At 60.1% G+C, this 13,546-nt stretch carries 10 protein-coding genes; 5 read left to right on the top strand and 5 right to left on the bottom strand.

What is annotated here, in order from left to right:
- Positions 1–359 precede the first annotated feature (359 nt).
- A complete protein-coding gene (locus ACFSYH_RS12815) occupies positions 360–953 on the top strand; it encodes a hypothetical protein (RefSeq protein ID WP_377467402.1) in 594 nt (197 codons plus the stop codon).
- A gap of 366 nt (positions 954–1,319) precedes the next feature.
- Here ACFSYH_RS12815 and ACFSYH_RS12820 read toward each other — a convergent pair whose 3' ends face one another.
- Together ACFSYH_RS12820 and pta are read right to left on the bottom strand one after the other, a co-directional pair.
- Positions 1,320–2,516, bottom strand: a complete 1,197-nt coding sequence (locus tag ACFSYH_RS12820; RefSeq protein ID WP_377467404.1) for an acetate/propionate family kinase — start codon at positions 2,514–2,516, stop codon at positions 1,320–1,322.
- 34 nt (positions 2,517–2,550) lie between these two features.
- On the bottom strand, positions 2,551–4,695 hold the full coding sequence (gene pta, locus ACFSYH_RS12825; RefSeq protein ID WP_377467406.1) for a phosphate acetyltransferase: 2,145 nt from the start codon (positions 4,693–4,695) through the stop codon (positions 2,551–2,553).
- A gap of 433 nt (positions 4,696–5,128) precedes the next feature.
- On the opposite strand from pta, the gene ACFSYH_RS12830 reads away from it, so the two are divergent.
- The gene (locus ACFSYH_RS12830) at positions 5,129–6,052 is read left to right on the top strand and encodes an SURF1 family protein (RefSeq protein WP_377467408.1); all 924 of its coding nucleotides are present in this window, start codon (positions 5,129–5,131) and stop codon (positions 6,050–6,052) included.
- Between the two features lie 5 nt (positions 6,053–6,057).
- Here ACFSYH_RS12830 and ACFSYH_RS12835 read toward each other — a convergent pair whose 3' ends face one another.
- The 3 genes from ACFSYH_RS12835 to ACFSYH_RS12845 all read right to left on the bottom strand — a co-directional run bounded on the left by ACFSYH_RS12835 (position 6,058) and on the right by ACFSYH_RS12845 (position 10,561).
- Positions 6,058–6,732 (bottom strand): YceI family protein, encoded by a 675-nt coding sequence (locus ACFSYH_RS12835; RefSeq protein ID WP_377467410.1) that lies wholly within the window; start codon positions 6,730–6,732, stop codon positions 6,058–6,060.
- 290 nt (positions 6,733–7,022) lie between these two features.
- Positions 7,023–8,786, bottom strand: coding sequence for an ABC transporter ATP-binding protein (locus ACFSYH_RS12840; RefSeq protein WP_377467412.1), 1,764 nt, complete (start codon positions 8,784–8,786; stop codon positions 7,023–7,025).
- Positions 8,783–10,561: an ABC transporter ATP-binding protein gene (locus ACFSYH_RS12845; RefSeq protein ID WP_377467414.1), complete on the bottom strand. Its 1,779-nt coding sequence runs from the start codon at positions 10,559–10,561 to the stop codon at positions 8,783–8,785. The genes ACFSYH_RS12840 and ACFSYH_RS12845 overlap by 4 nt, the downstream gene beginning before the upstream one ends.
- 100 nt (positions 10,562–10,661) lie before the next feature.
- Here ACFSYH_RS12845 and ACFSYH_RS12850 point away from each other — a divergent pair, with 100 nt between their 5' ends.
- From ACFSYH_RS12850 to guaA, 3 genes are all read left to right on the top strand, one after another.
- A complete protein-coding gene (locus ACFSYH_RS12850) occupies positions 10,662–11,045 on the top strand; it encodes a DUF3817 domain-containing protein (RefSeq protein WP_377467416.1) in 384 nt (127 codons plus the stop codon).
- Positions 11,046–11,053: 8 nt separating this feature from the next.
- A complete protein-coding gene (locus tag ACFSYH_RS12855) occupies positions 11,054–11,794 on the top strand; it encodes a hypothetical protein (RefSeq protein ID WP_377467418.1) in 741 nt (246 codons plus the stop codon).
- An 83-nt stretch (positions 11,795–11,877) separates the two neighbouring features.
- A complete protein-coding gene (gene guaA, locus ACFSYH_RS12860; protein WP_377467420.1) occupies positions 11,878–13,458 on the top strand; it encodes a glutamine-hydrolyzing GMP synthase in 1,581 nt (526 codons plus the stop codon).
- The last annotated feature ends 88 nt before the right edge of the window (positions 13,459–13,546 follow it).

Below are 13,546 nucleotides of genomic sequence, written 5' to 3' on the forward strand. Positions count from 1 at the left end.
ACTGTCATACTCGGGTATGACAGAGGGCAGAACTCCTGAGTCTCCTAGTTGGATCTGTGTGAGAAAGTATGATCTGTGCCGGTCAAGGCGTTATAGGTTCCGTGTGTGCAGGAATGTACCTGTCATTGCCGACGAGCCCTCATCTGCCAGCACACCGTGCGTTGGAGTGGTGACCTGGCAAGCTGTATCCGGTTACTCAATGAGGGAGAGAACTCTTGTGTCCCGTCGTGTGTTAGCCTCCAGCGTGGCCTGTGTTTCAACCCCGCTTGGGGTCTAATCTCCTCAGATAAGAACTGTCCGCAAGAGTGAACTGCTATAGGGTTGAAGAGAATCTGATCGGGTTTCAGGAGAACTCCCATATGACCATCAAAGCACCACGACCAACCGCCCTTGTCAGCGCGATTGCTGCTCTCGCTCTGGTGAGCGCATGTAGTGAAACAAGCGATTCGACCCCTACCGCGTCGGGTCCAGCGATCCCAATTCTCGAAGAACCGCTCAACGCGACGGACCCTGCTCCAGAGTTTGTTGCAGGTGAAAGCCAAGGGATTACGGCCGATACGGTGAGATTTATCGGTGAGTCGGCGTTTGCTCGTTATTGGGCTGCCGCGGAGGAGGAAAGTGGGCTCTGCCTTCTCGCCGAAGTTTCCAACTCAGAGTTGGGTGGCGCCTCATGCTCAAGCGAAGAAGTCTTCCGGCAGCGCGGCCTTGCATTGCACCTGGGCGGTCAGGACGTAGCGAGTGTGCAAGCCTATCTATTCCCAACGGACATTACGAGCGATGCAGTCATCCAGGCGTTACCGGCTGAACTGGAACCGGGTTCAGGCAGCGGGCTCGAACTGATCGAGAAGGAAGGAAACGTACTGCTTGTGCTCGATGCGGAGGCTGCAAACTCACTAGATGAACTAGAAGTGCAGCGCGAAGGCGGGCAAACACTGCCAGTAAACCTCTTCTAGATGGAGTTGAGGTTGTTTGTACGTACAATCAGCATACAATTGAGGTCTAGTTACCCCACTAGATGACCTAGCTGATCAGCGAGTTTTCTGGGTTGCGGACCTCGCATGGAACGATTTCAACGCATTGCTTGAAAAACCTGCGCAACGTATTCCTGAGTTGGTAGAGCTCCTTAATGAGCCTGCTGCTTGGGTATGCCTTCGGTAGATAAACTCTGCGTTCCATCAGCGTGCTGGAAGGTGCGATGGCGGCGCGACCTAGCCGGATCGTCGCCAAGAAAAACCACGCTGAGTAGGGACCAAGCCAAACAACACAACAAAAAGTGCCGGTGCCCGTCATGTGACGGGCACCGGCACTTTCACGTGAGACTACTCGGCGATCTTCGCAACCGTCTGACGCGCGATCTCAAGTTCCTCGTTCGTTGGAACGACCAGGATCTTGACCGTCGAATCTGGGGTTGAGATGATGCGCGGTTCACCGGAACGAACCTCGTTCAGGGCAGGGTCAAGGGCGATCCCGAAGCCTGCAAGCCGGTCGGCCACCATCTGGCGGACCAGAGCATTGTTCTCCCCGACACCAGCGGTGAAGGTGATGGCATTCGGTAGGCCACCCAAAACGGCCATGTACGAACCGATGTACTTGACCAAGCGGTGCACGAACACGTCGAGAGCGAGCTTCGCGTCGGCGGAGCCCTCATCGATCAGGCGCAGCAACTCGCGGAAGTCGTTCTGACCGGCCATACCCTTGAGGCCTGACTGCTTGTTGAACATGGTGTCGATCTCATCAATCGACAGGCCCTCGGTGCGGTATAGGTGGAAGATCACGGCGGGGTCAATGTCACCGGTACGGGTACCCATGACCAGGCCCTCAAGCGGGGTCAGACCCATTGAGGTCTCGACTGCCCTGCCGTTTTGCACCGCGGACACCGAGGCGCCGGAACCGACGTGCAGGACAATCTGGCTGACCTCCTCGTTGGGCAGACCCAGAACGTTCGCAACCTCGCGGGATACGAACTGGTGGGAGGTACCGTGGAAGCCGTAGCGACGGATCGCAAACTTCTGAGTGATCTCCTTGGGCAATGCGTAAGTGTACGCCTCGGCCGGGAGGGTCTGGAAGAATGACGTATCGAAGATCGCCACGTGCGGCACCTGCATGAACAATTCGCGGGCTACCTCGATACCGCGCACGTGACCTGGATTGTGTAGCGGAGCCAGTGGGATGAGACCACGGATTTGCTCAACGACCTCGTCGGTGATAACGGTTGGGCCGGGGAACACCGAACCGCCCTGAACCACGCGATGTCCAACCGCGACGATCCCAGCCTCTTCAAGGTCTGGCCCGTACTGCTCGAACAGTTCCAGAACCTTACGCAGACCAACGCCGTGGTCAGCGATGACAAGCTCAGTGGTGTGGGATTCGCCGTTGTACTTGTGGGTGACTATACCCATGTCCTCGCCGATGCGCTCCACGATGCCTGAGGCGACAGCGGTGCCGTCAACGGGGTCGGTCAACTGGTACTTGATGGATGAGGAACCGGCGTTGATAACCAGAACGGTCTTGCTCATGATGTGTGAATTCTCGTTTCTTGTGCGTGATGGTTCAGCCGGCGTTGGTGGCGTTCGCGCCCGCAGCGTCTGCGGCCTGAGCGGCGGAGAGCGCCTGGGCCTGGATCGCTGTGATTGCTACGGTGTTGACGATGTCTTGGACGAGAGCACCGCGGGAGAGGTCGTTCACTGGTTTACGCAGACCCTGGAGGATCGGCCCCACAGCAACCGCGCCAGCGGAACGCTGAACGGCCTTGTACGTGTTGTTACCGGTGTTGAGGTCGGGGAACACGAAGACGGTTGCACGGCCAGCCACGGCGGAGTCCGGTAGCTTGGACGCCGCTACCGATGCGTCCACGGCAGCGTCGTACTGGATTGGGCCCTCAATCTCAAGGTCTGGTCGGCGGGTGCGGGCAATCTCGGTGGCTTCGCGGACCTTGTCCACGTCCGCGCCCTTGCCGGAGTCACCGGTCGAATAGGACAGCATCGCGACGCGTGGGTCCACGCCGAACTGGCGGGCCGTGTCAGCGGAGGAAACCGCGATGTCCGCGAGTTGCTCCGCTGTTGGGTCCGGGTTGACGGCGCAGTCACCGTATACGAGGACGCGGTCCTCAAGGCACATCATGAACACGGACGAGACGACCGAGGTGTCCGGCACAGTCTTGATGATCTCGAAGGCCGGGCGGATCGTGTGCGCGGTCGTGTGGGCTGCGCCGGAGACCATGCCGTCTGCGTATCCGAGCTGAACCATCATGGTTCCGAAGTACGACACGGAGGCAACGATTTCGCGGGCACGCTCCACGGTGACGCCCTTGTGCGCACGCATCTCGGCGTACTTGGCGGCGAACTCTTCGAACAGCTCACCGGACTTGGTGTCGAGCACGCGGGCGGCGGAGATGTCCAAACCGAGTTCGGTGGCACGGGCGCGAACGCTGGTCTCGTCGCCGAGGATCGTGAGGTCTGCGACCTGACGCTGCAACAGAGTGGAGGCTGCACGCAGGATGCGATCGTCGTTGCCCTCCGGAAGCACGATGTGCTTACGATCGGCGCGGGCACGGGAGAGCAGTTCGTTTTCGAACATGAGCGGAGTGACCACATCTGGACGCTGCACGCGCAGGGCCTCAAGGAGCGCTGCGCCGTCGATGTTCTGCTCGAACAGGGCGAGAGCGGTGTCGACCTTGCGCTGCGAGTCCACTGTCAGACGTCCACGCACGTTTGCCGCTGCGGAAGCGGAGCGGAAGGTTCCCAGTTCGGTTTGGATGATGGGCACCGATGGGTTGATGTCGTCGAGGAGGCGGGCCACCTGATCTGGTGGGTATACGCCACCGTTGAGGATAATGCCTGCAAGGCTCGGGAACGACTTGGCGGTCTGTGCCACGAGCAGGCCAAGGAGCACGTCGGTACGGTCACCGGGGGTGATGACAACGGCACCGTCGATGAGTTTCTCCAGGAGGTTCTCGAACGTCATCGCACCGACGAGCACATCCAGAACCTCACGGCCAAGAAGTTCCTCCTCACCGGTGACCAGATGTCCGCCGACGGCCTTCATCAACTGGCCAACGGTCGGCGCGGTGAGGAATGGTTCGGTCGGCACCGTCCAGACCGGGGTCGCCGGATCGGTGAACAGTTCCTTGATCGAGTCCGCGTTGCCTGGTTGGCAGCGGTTGATGATCGTACCGAGGATGCGTGCGTGGTGGTTCTCGAGTTCCGCCTTGGAGACCTCGGCGAGCTGGTGGATACCAGCGGCCGTGCGGTCGTCGCCAGCAAGCACAAGGAGGACCGGAGCGCCGAGGTTCGCTGCGATGCGAGCGTTGAACGCGAGTTCCGTTGGGGTGGCCACGTCAGTGTAGTCCGAACCAACGATCACGACTGCGTCGCATTGCTCAGCCATTTCGCTGTAGCGGTTGATGATCGTGGCGAGGGCTTCTTCGGGGTCTGCGTGAACATCCGCGTAGGTGACACCGACGCACTGCTCGTAGGGAAGGTCAACGCCATCGTGTGCGAGCAGCAGTTCGAGCACGTAGTCGCGGCCCTTGGCGTCTTCCTCGGGGTTGTTTGCGCCGTTACGGGTGATCGGACGGAACACGCCAACCTTCTGCACCTGGCGGCTGAGCAGGTCAACGACGCCCAGAGCGATTGTGGATTTTCCGGTGTCTCCCTCTGGGGAAGAAATATAGACGCTTCTGGTCGTGCTACTCACGATGTTCCTCCGGTGCGTAATGCGTGTTGTTCGCGCGAGTGAGTGGGGATCTGGCACCAGCCTCCAAGGTCCTTGGATTTCAGTTGCCCAGGCGGCGACTCCGCGTGCGAGAATGCACGTGTTTCGACGTCTCTTTCCCTCCCCAAGTTTTTCACAAATAAGGGTGCCCTACCCGTCGCACGATGTGGGTTGTTCGTTACATTCATTGCACTCATTGTGGGAATGGGCATGGGCCTTTAGGACTAGAGGGCCTATGAAACCGCTGGTTTGTGGCCTTTTCGTCAGGTGAGGTCGCTCACGAGAGTACTCGTCCAGAGGGGTGTGAGTTGACTCCCGTTTTCGCTGCGGTCCGAAATAGTTCCCGCAAACCTCGTGACAAACTACTCAAGAGAGCAGGTTTCATGCCGGCCAACGACGCCGGTAGGCTGGTGGGGTGCAGAAAGACGACGAATCACGCATCGACGCCTCCGACCAAGAGACCCTCCAGGGTGGTGCGTTGGCCGCCGCGATGGTGAAGATCGCGCTGAGTCCGCAAAAGATTGTCCTGCTGATTGTTTTTCTGGCAGCCGCGTTCGTGTGTGCCCGCTTGGGTATCTGGCAGTTGGAGCGCGCTTACGAGCGCGCAAACCTTGCCCAGCAGCATGAACTGGCTGAGGCCGCTGCACAGGAACCGAGCCTGCTCGGGGAAGTGCTTGCACCGCAGGCCCCGTTCCCCGGCTCTCTGGTGGGGCAGCGGGTGAGTGTTTCGGGCATCTACGAACCTGAGAACCAATTGCTTGTGGTGGGCCGCCACGTTGAGGGGGAGGTGGGATTCCTCGTCCTCGATTCTCTGCTCGTTACCGACGATGGCCTCGGCGGCGCATCGTGGTCTGACCTGTCCGGGCAGCCTCGTCTGCCTGTCGTGCGTGGCTGGATTCCAACAGATGCGGTATCGGAGTCGGGGCAGATTGCCGACGAGTGGGTTGCGACTCTGCAGCCGCCCACCTCGCAAGTGGATTTGGTGGGCTGGCTTCAAGCGTCCGAGGCTGCGGAAACCCGATCTCTTCCTGTTGGACAGACCAGTGCGCTCAGTTCCGCACAACTGGCCAATGCGTGGGGTAACCCTATCTACAGCGGTTACTTTGTTGTGCAGTCCTCGACTCCGGCGCAACCAGGCGACATCACATTGCTACCGCGGCCGAGCATCGAGGGTAGCGATGGCCTCAACCTGCAGAACCTGTTCTATGCAATCCAGTGGTGGGTGTTCGGCGGGTTCGCTGTTGCGCTGTGGCTCCGTTTGGTTCGCGATGACGCGAAACGTTCTGCTCAGAGCCAGCCCAGCAATCCGTTCGACCAACTTGACGCTCACACGAGGTAACTTGACTAGTCGCGTGTGAGTTCAAGGGAGAACTCAACGAGTCCCTGCTCTTCAACCTTCACAAAGCCGAGACTAGGTGCCTCAACGTCAAAGTCTGCAAAGACAATGGGGATGCTTCCGACGAGGTTGGTGACCTCCCCTGCGAGCGTTGCGGTGATGCTTGCGGTCACCTGGGCGCTGGCTCCGGCAACGTGTAGTGTGCCCGGAACCTCAAAGACCACACCGTTGTTCTCGGCAGGGGTTCCCTCTGTGATCTTAAACGTTTCATCCAGCACGAACTCTGCGTTCGGATACTCAGAGGTCTGGAGCAGTTCGCGGAACTGACCGTCGCGGTTCGAGTTATCCGTCTCCACTGAATCGAGGTTAACGCTCAGCGTTGCTGAGGTGATCGCGGAGTCTTCGATCTCGACTGTTCCCGACACGTCCGCGGTGCGTCCGACCACGGTCACGTCCTGACCGCTGAGAACCTCATCGACGCGGTAACCCGCGACCGAGTTGTCTGTGACGGTCCAGGTGCCGGTCAACGCAGCGGGGTCAAACGCGTCACTCGATGACTCCATGTCTGCACTCAATGCCTCTGGGGCACGGCTGTTCTGCACGACTACGTATATCGCCACCGCCGCGACACCGGCAAGGACGACTAGGACAAGACTGATGATGAGTTTGCGGGCTGTGCTCATGCGCAACAGCATGACACGCGTTGCTGTGGAAACACTATGAATCCTGGAGTTCTCCCCACCTGCACTCCGGTGGACTGGTTGTGCAGGGTCCGACTCTTCGCCTGAAAAAAACTAGCAAAAACCGATGGGGCGAAATTGATCCAGGTGCACTAACCAAATGTGTGCATCCGGGCCAATTTCGCCCCATCGAACGAGAAAGTTACGCGTCCTCGTTGTCTTGTTGTTCGTTGGTCGATAACTTCGTCCGCTGCGTTACGCCAGGAACCTGCTGCGCGAGGTTCCTGGCTTCACTACGCGTCCTCGTTATCTCCGTGCCACGAATGCCACAGGTCCGCGTATTCCCCACCCGCGGCGACCAACTCGTGGTGCGGGCCAATCTCGCTGATTCGACCATCCGTCACCACAGCAACACGATCCGCATCATGCGCGGTGTGCAGCCGGTGTGCAATCGCCACAACGGTACGGCCCTCAAGGACCGCGTTCAGGGACTGCTCCAGATCACGAGCCGCACGTGGGTCAAGCAAACTGGTGGCCTCGTCGAGAATCAGCGTATGTGGATCCAACAGAACCAACCGGGCAAGCGCAATCTGCTGAGCCTGCGCCGGAGTGAGTGTGTGTCCACCTGAACCAACCTCGGTCTGCAAGCCCTCCGGGAGCCTGTTCGCCCACTCCTGGGCGCCAACCGCGAGAAGCGCACGCTGGAGAGCGGTCTCGTCAGCGTCTGGAGCGGCAAGCAGCAGATTCTGCGCGAGTGTGCCCACGAACACGTGGTGTTCCTGGGTCACCAGCGCAACATGGCCACGTAGATCCTCAAGTGGAAGATCCACCAGAGGAACCTCGCCCACGGTGACTGAGCCGCCGGTCGGCGGGTGAATGCCAGCCAACATGCGGCCAAGCGTGGACTTGCCCGCGCCAGACGGGCCAACCACGGCAAGACGCTCACCGGGTGCGAGATCAATGTTGATACCGTGCAGGACATTATGACCCTCACGGTAGGCGTATTCGATGCCTGCACCAGAGATGCGCTCGTGCTCGGGGGCGGAGTCCTTTACTGTGCGGTCGTTCTCAACCTCACCAATGCCGATGATTCGTGCCATCGAGGTGGCGGCGACCTGGGTTTCATCGAGCCAGAACACCAGATCCCACACGGGGCCGATCAGTTGCGTGGAGTACAACAGGATCGTGGTCACGGCACCAACCGATGCGTGGCCTTGCGTGACTGCCCAGGCACCCCACACGAGAACCACAACAGGGGAGATCGCAAATGCGAAGTCCATTCCAGGGATCAGGACGGTACGCAGATTCAGCGTGCGTCGTTCAGCCTTGATGGCCTTCTTGATGTCATCAGCGACCTGTCCTTTGCGGGCCTCGGTCAAGGACAATGCCTCAATCGTGCGTGATCCCTCGACGGACTCGGTGATATCGGCGTACATCTCGGTGTATGACGCTGACTCTGCGATGTACGCCTCAGGTGCCCGTGGTAGGTACCACCTGCCCACGAAATACATCACCGGAATGCTGACAAACAGTGCGAGTGCGACTATCGGAGAGGCGAAGATCGCTGCGAAAAGCGTGATCACGATCGTTGCGGCGGACACCAGAATCTGTGGTACGCCGAACCGGATCGTGTGCTGCACCCGGTTGATGTCGTGCGTGGTGCGGGAGACCAGGTCACCGGTGCCTGAACGCTCGACAATCGAGAGGGGCAACGCGGTCGCGGTCTCCAGGAACTCCTCGCGGAGCCGCGCGAACACCTTCTCGCCGAAGACCATCGCGTATTCGCGGGCGTACCGGGTGATCGCTGCCTGAGCGACGACGGCAATCACTCCGATGATGATGACCGTATTGACGAACTGAGCGGTTGTTCCCGCGGTGACCTCGTCCACGAGTCGACCCATGAGGATCGGACCAGCCAGACCTGCCACTGCCGCCAACCCGTGCAGTACCACGATAACGATGAGTTGTTTGCGGTATTTGTGGGCCAGCCCCAGCGCGTAGCGCTTGACGGCGTTTCCGTCGGCTACGGGAAGTTTGGTGGAATCGGTGGCGCTCATGCATTCACCTCCTTTGTGGTGCCTGAAGTATCTACCGTGTTGACCTCGTCGAGGTCACGGCCGACGATGCTTCGGTAGAGTGCACCGACCGGACCGGTTTCGTGTAGCAGGGATGCGTGAGTGCCCTCGCCTGCAACCCTGTCGTCTTCGCCAAGCACCACCACGTGATCGGCATGCTCAAGGACGAGTGGACTCGCGGTCACCACGAGCGTGGAGCCACCGCGACGGTAGTTCACCATCTTGGCGCCGATGCGGGACTCCGTGTGTGCGTCAACGGCCGAGGTAGGTTCGATGAGCACCAGATACGGGGCGCGGGTCAGGAGCACTCGAGCGAGCGAGACGCGCTGACGTTGTCCGCCTGACAGGGAACGACCCTTCTCGGGAAGTTCGGAGTCGAGTCCCTCAGGGAGCGAGGTCAGGACGTCGTGTGCGTCTGCCACGGTGAGCGCCTCAAGGATTTCGGCGTCGGTGCGATTGCCCCGTGTGACGAGTCCATCGCGGAGGGTGCCCGCGAAGATGTGCGGGGTTGCTTCGGACAGCACGATGGTTTCGCGCAGTGGCCCCTTCGCATAGTCGCGTAGGAGCGTGCCACCGAACGTCACGGGGGTGTCTGCTTCCTCGGCGTCGTTGAAGCGAGTCATCCGGGTGGCGATCGCAGCGGAGACATCGGGGTCCTCGGCAACGAGCGCCGTGAACGAACCGGGCTTGAGCCGAACACCGGAGACGGTGTCCACAAGAACGCCGTTGGTTGGAAGAGACGTCACGGAGCCCGTATCCGGAGTGTTGTTCTCGACCGCGAGAACCTTGAGCACCCTGCGGGCACCAACGTTCGCGCGGGTCAGAATCTGCACGGACTGAATGAGGTTCTGGATCGGCCAGACCAGGAACGTCGCATAACCGTAGAACGTGACAAGTTGGCCGGGCGTGATTGCGCCGGTCAATGCCTCGTGTGCGCCAAGATAAAGGAACAGGGCAACGAACAGGCCGGGAAGCAGAGTCTGCAGTCCATCCATGTTGGCCTGCACCTTGGCCACGGAGATACCAGCGTTCTCAACCTTGCGCGACTGATCGCGATACCGCGCGGTGAACACGGACTCGCCGCCGATTCCACGCAGGATACGCAGGCCGGTCACGGTGTCCGCGCCGAGCGAGGTGAGTCGACCGGTGACCTCACGCTGATATTCCTGGCGCTTTTGCAGCGGTCGGATCAGGAACAGCAAACAGACTGCCACGGTAGGAAGGCCAATGGACAGCACAAACCCCAGCTTTACCGAGGACTGGAACATCACGAACGACACCACGATGTAGGTCGCGAACGACCCGAAGAAGCGTGCTGCCTGGAAATAGAGGTCACCGATACGGTGCGCGTCTGAGGTCACGGAGGAGACCACTTCACCGGTTGGCAGTTCCACGCTGATTGCGTCGCCAGCACTCGATACCTTGTGTCCGATCAGACGCGAGGTGGCGAGTGCAGCGCGCAGCCAGGACAGTACGTCGAGACGGTGGCCGTAAGCTCCGGTCACAACCTGGATGAGACCAGCGCCGAGGACGACTGCTGCCCAGAGCCATATTTCGTTGGTGAGCCCGTTGCCAAGACCCGAGTCGATCGCCTGTCCGATCGCGTACGGCCTGGCTGCTGGGGCAAGGAAACTGATGATTCCGAGCACCGTGGCACCGGTCAGGATCAGTTTTTGTTGCCCTGCCAGCCACAGGAAGTAGCGCGGAACGGACGATAGAGCCTTGGTGGAGGGCGTTGCTTGAGGTATTTTCCACACAAGGTTTTACATTAGGCTGGGGACGGGGTCCATGCGAGTTTATTTCCGCGAAGTCGCATGACTCGTCCCGCGAATCGACACATCTCACGAAAAGAGCATCATGACCTCGGCTCAGCCGCCCATTGATCAAGACCTTACGATCCGCAAGGCAGAATCCGCGTTGACCAGGTATCGGGTCATGGCGATCATCACCGGTGTGATGTTGTTGTTGCTGGTTGTGGAGATGCTCATCATCTACGTTTTCAAACGCACAGATCTGAAACCGTACATTGCGTGGATCCCGTTCGCGCACGGGTGGATCTATGTGGTCTACCTGATCACGGTCGTGGACCTGTGGATCAAGATGCGATGGGGGTTTGGCCGCCTCATCTCCCTTGTGCTCGCTGGTGTTGTCCCCGTGCTGTCGTTCATCGTGGAGGCCCGCGTCACCAAGGAGGCCCGTGCCCGCATTGCCGCTGCTCGTGAGTTATTGAGCAGCAGGTAACGGTTCTGATGGCTGCTTTTCGACGAGTCGGGTTGTTCCTGCGTTCCCTCACCCTAGTGCTCGTACTCGTTGAAGGGGCGACCCCTGCGACTGCGGTGGTGCTGCCGCTGGCGGCGCAACCGCAAGCAGCGCTGCACAGTATGGCTGCGACGCCGCAGCGCGCCGTTGCTCAGGTCCCACTCGGCGAAGGCGAGTTGGCCCTGATGCGGGACCTGCTCGTCGCGAATGGACTTGAGAACCAACTGTGCGATCCCGTGGGACAAATGGCCGGGTCGTTGGCCGATGTCCTAAGGTCGGGAGGCTTCGCGGCGGCGCGCTGTGCGGGGGAGCGGTCCTACGAATCTCTCGCGCAGGGGCGAATCTCCCTGTCGCAGGCTGTCGATCTGGGCAGCGACTGTGTGGCCCTCGATCTCACTGGGAACGTGATTAAGTCATATAGTCCCGAATCGTCAGAAAACTCGGCGGTACTGAGTGGCAGATGGATCAACGCCTGCTTTTCTGACACCAGCATCTGGGCGCAGCGGGGCGGCACGATGTACGGCAACACGTTCTTGACATCTGCTGCCCAAGACGATTTTCTCGCGAGACCCGAAATCGCCGAGGTGCTCGCCCACGAATACCGACACACGCTCCAGTGGCGCCTACTGGGATACGGGTTCCCAGGGGCGTATCTCATCGCCGGCAACAATGCCTGCACCAACATCTTTGAGATCACCGCAGGACTTGAAGACGGCGGATACGTCTGCTAACCACCATCAACCTGCACTGCGCGGGTGCGCTGGATCACGAGACTGATCCATCCTTGCCGCGCAAACCCAAGTAACATAGTGGCGTGACCCAAACTCAAGGATCTTCACCACGTCCCGTCCTCGTGGTCGATTTTGGTGCCCAATACGCACAACTCATCGCACGCCGTGTGCGCGAGGCCCGCGTCTACTCCGAAATCGTCCCCCACACCTTCACTGTTGAGCAGATGCTCGCCAAGAACCCGGCGGCCATCATCCTCTCCGGTGGACCATCCTCCGTGTATGAGGAGGGTGCTCCATCCGTTGACGCGGCTCTGTTCGAAGCCGGTGTGCCCGTCCTCGGCATCTGCTACGGCTTCCAAGCCATGGCGAACGCGCTCGGTGGAACCGTCGCACAGACCGGCGTCCGCGAATACGGTGGAACCGATGTCGACGTCACCGTCTCTGGAACCCTCCTGAGCGGCTCCGACGCGCAGCAGCGCACCTGGATGAGCCATGGCGACGCAGTGCACGCGGCTCCAGAGGGCTTCACCGTGCTCGCAACCTCGCCCGGCGCCCCGGTGGCCGCGTTTGAGGACGCCAACCGCAAACTGTTCGGAATGCAGTGGCATCCAGAGGTCAAGCACTCCCTGCAGGGTCAAGCGGCGCTCGAGAACTTCCTTTACAACGGTGCCGGCCTCACCCCTGACTGGACCCCAGGCAACGTCATCGCCGACCAGATCGCGCACATCCGCGAGCAGGTCGGAGAAGACCGCGTCATCTGCGGCCTGTCCGGTGGCGTTGACTCATCCGTTGCGGCAGCACTCGTGCAGCGTGCCATCGGCAACCAACTCACCTGCGTATTCGTGGACCACGGTCTCATGCGTGCAGGTGAGGTCGAGCAGGTGGAAAAGGACTTCGTTGCGGCTACCGGCGTTCAACTCAAGGTTGTTGACGCACGCCAACAGTTCCTCGAGGCACTCGCAGGCGTGAGCGACCCAGAGACCAAACGCAAGATCATCGGCCGCGAGTTCATCCGCACCTTTGAAGCGGCAGCGCGTGAGATCGTTGAGGAAGCTGGTGAGTCCGGGGCCGAGGTCAAGTGGCTCGTCCAGGGAACCCTGTACCCGGACGTTGTCGAATCCGGCGGTGGCGAGGGCGCGGCAAACATCAAATCGCACCACAACGTGGGTGGTCTGCCAGACGACCTCCAGTTCAAACTGATCGAACCGCTCCGCGCCCTGTTCAAGGACGAGGTCCGCGCTGTTGGTGTGGAACTCGGAGTGCCGGATGAGATTGTGTGGCGTCAGCCATTCCCAGGACCGGGTCTTGGTATCCGAATTGTCGGCGAAGTGACCGCCGAACGTTTGGATCTGTTGCGTGAGGCAGACGCGATTGCGCGCGAAGAACTCACCAAGGCTGGACTCGACCGCGACATCTGGCAGTGCCCGGTCGTTCTCCTCGCGGATGTCCGTTCCGTGGGTGTTCAAGGTGATGGGCGCACGTATGGACACCCCATCGTGCTGCGTCCTGTCTCCTCCGAGGATGCCATGACAGCCGACTGGTCACGCGTACCCTACGAGGTGCTCGCAACGATTTCGACCCGCATCACCAATGAGGTCAAAGAAGTAAACCGAGTCGTGCTCGATGTGACATCTAAGCCGCCAGGAACAATCGAGTGGGAATAATTTTGCAAAAATGATATCGGTCTAGGACTCAATGCCTACGTCCTATGTCATTTAACTGGATATAAATATCTTGTTGGTTCTTAGACAT

Origin of the sequence: Populibacterium corticicola (genome assembly GCF_042683685.1) — a bacterium.
Classification (GTDB): Bacteria; Actinomycetota; Actinomycetes; order Actinomycetales; family Cellulomonadaceae; genus Timonella; species Timonella corticicola.

Coding starts and splice junctions, on each gene's coding strand:
- ACFSYH_RS12855 (WP_377467418.1), top strand. CDS start 11,054: ATGGCTGCTTTTCGACGAGTCGGGTTGTTCCTGCGTTCCCTCACCCTA.
- ACFSYH_RS12850 (WP_377467416.1), top strand. CDS start 10,662: ATGACCTCGGCTCAGCCGCCCATTGATCAAGACCTTACGATCCGCAAG.
- ACFSYH_RS12820 (WP_377467404.1), bottom strand. CDS start 2,516: ATGAGCAAGACCGTTCTGGTTATCAACGCCGGTTCCTCATCCATCAAG.
- ACFSYH_RS12840 (WP_377467412.1), bottom strand. CDS start 8,786: ATGAGCGCCACCGATTCCACCAAACTTCCCGTAGCCGACGGAAACGCC.
- ACFSYH_RS12835 (WP_377467410.1), bottom strand. CDS start 6,732: ATGAGCACAGCCCGCAAACTCATCATCAGTCTTGTCCTAGTCGTCCTT.
- ACFSYH_RS12815 (WP_377467402.1), top strand. CDS start 360: ATGACCATCAAAGCACCACGACCAACCGCCCTTGTCAGCGCGATTGCT.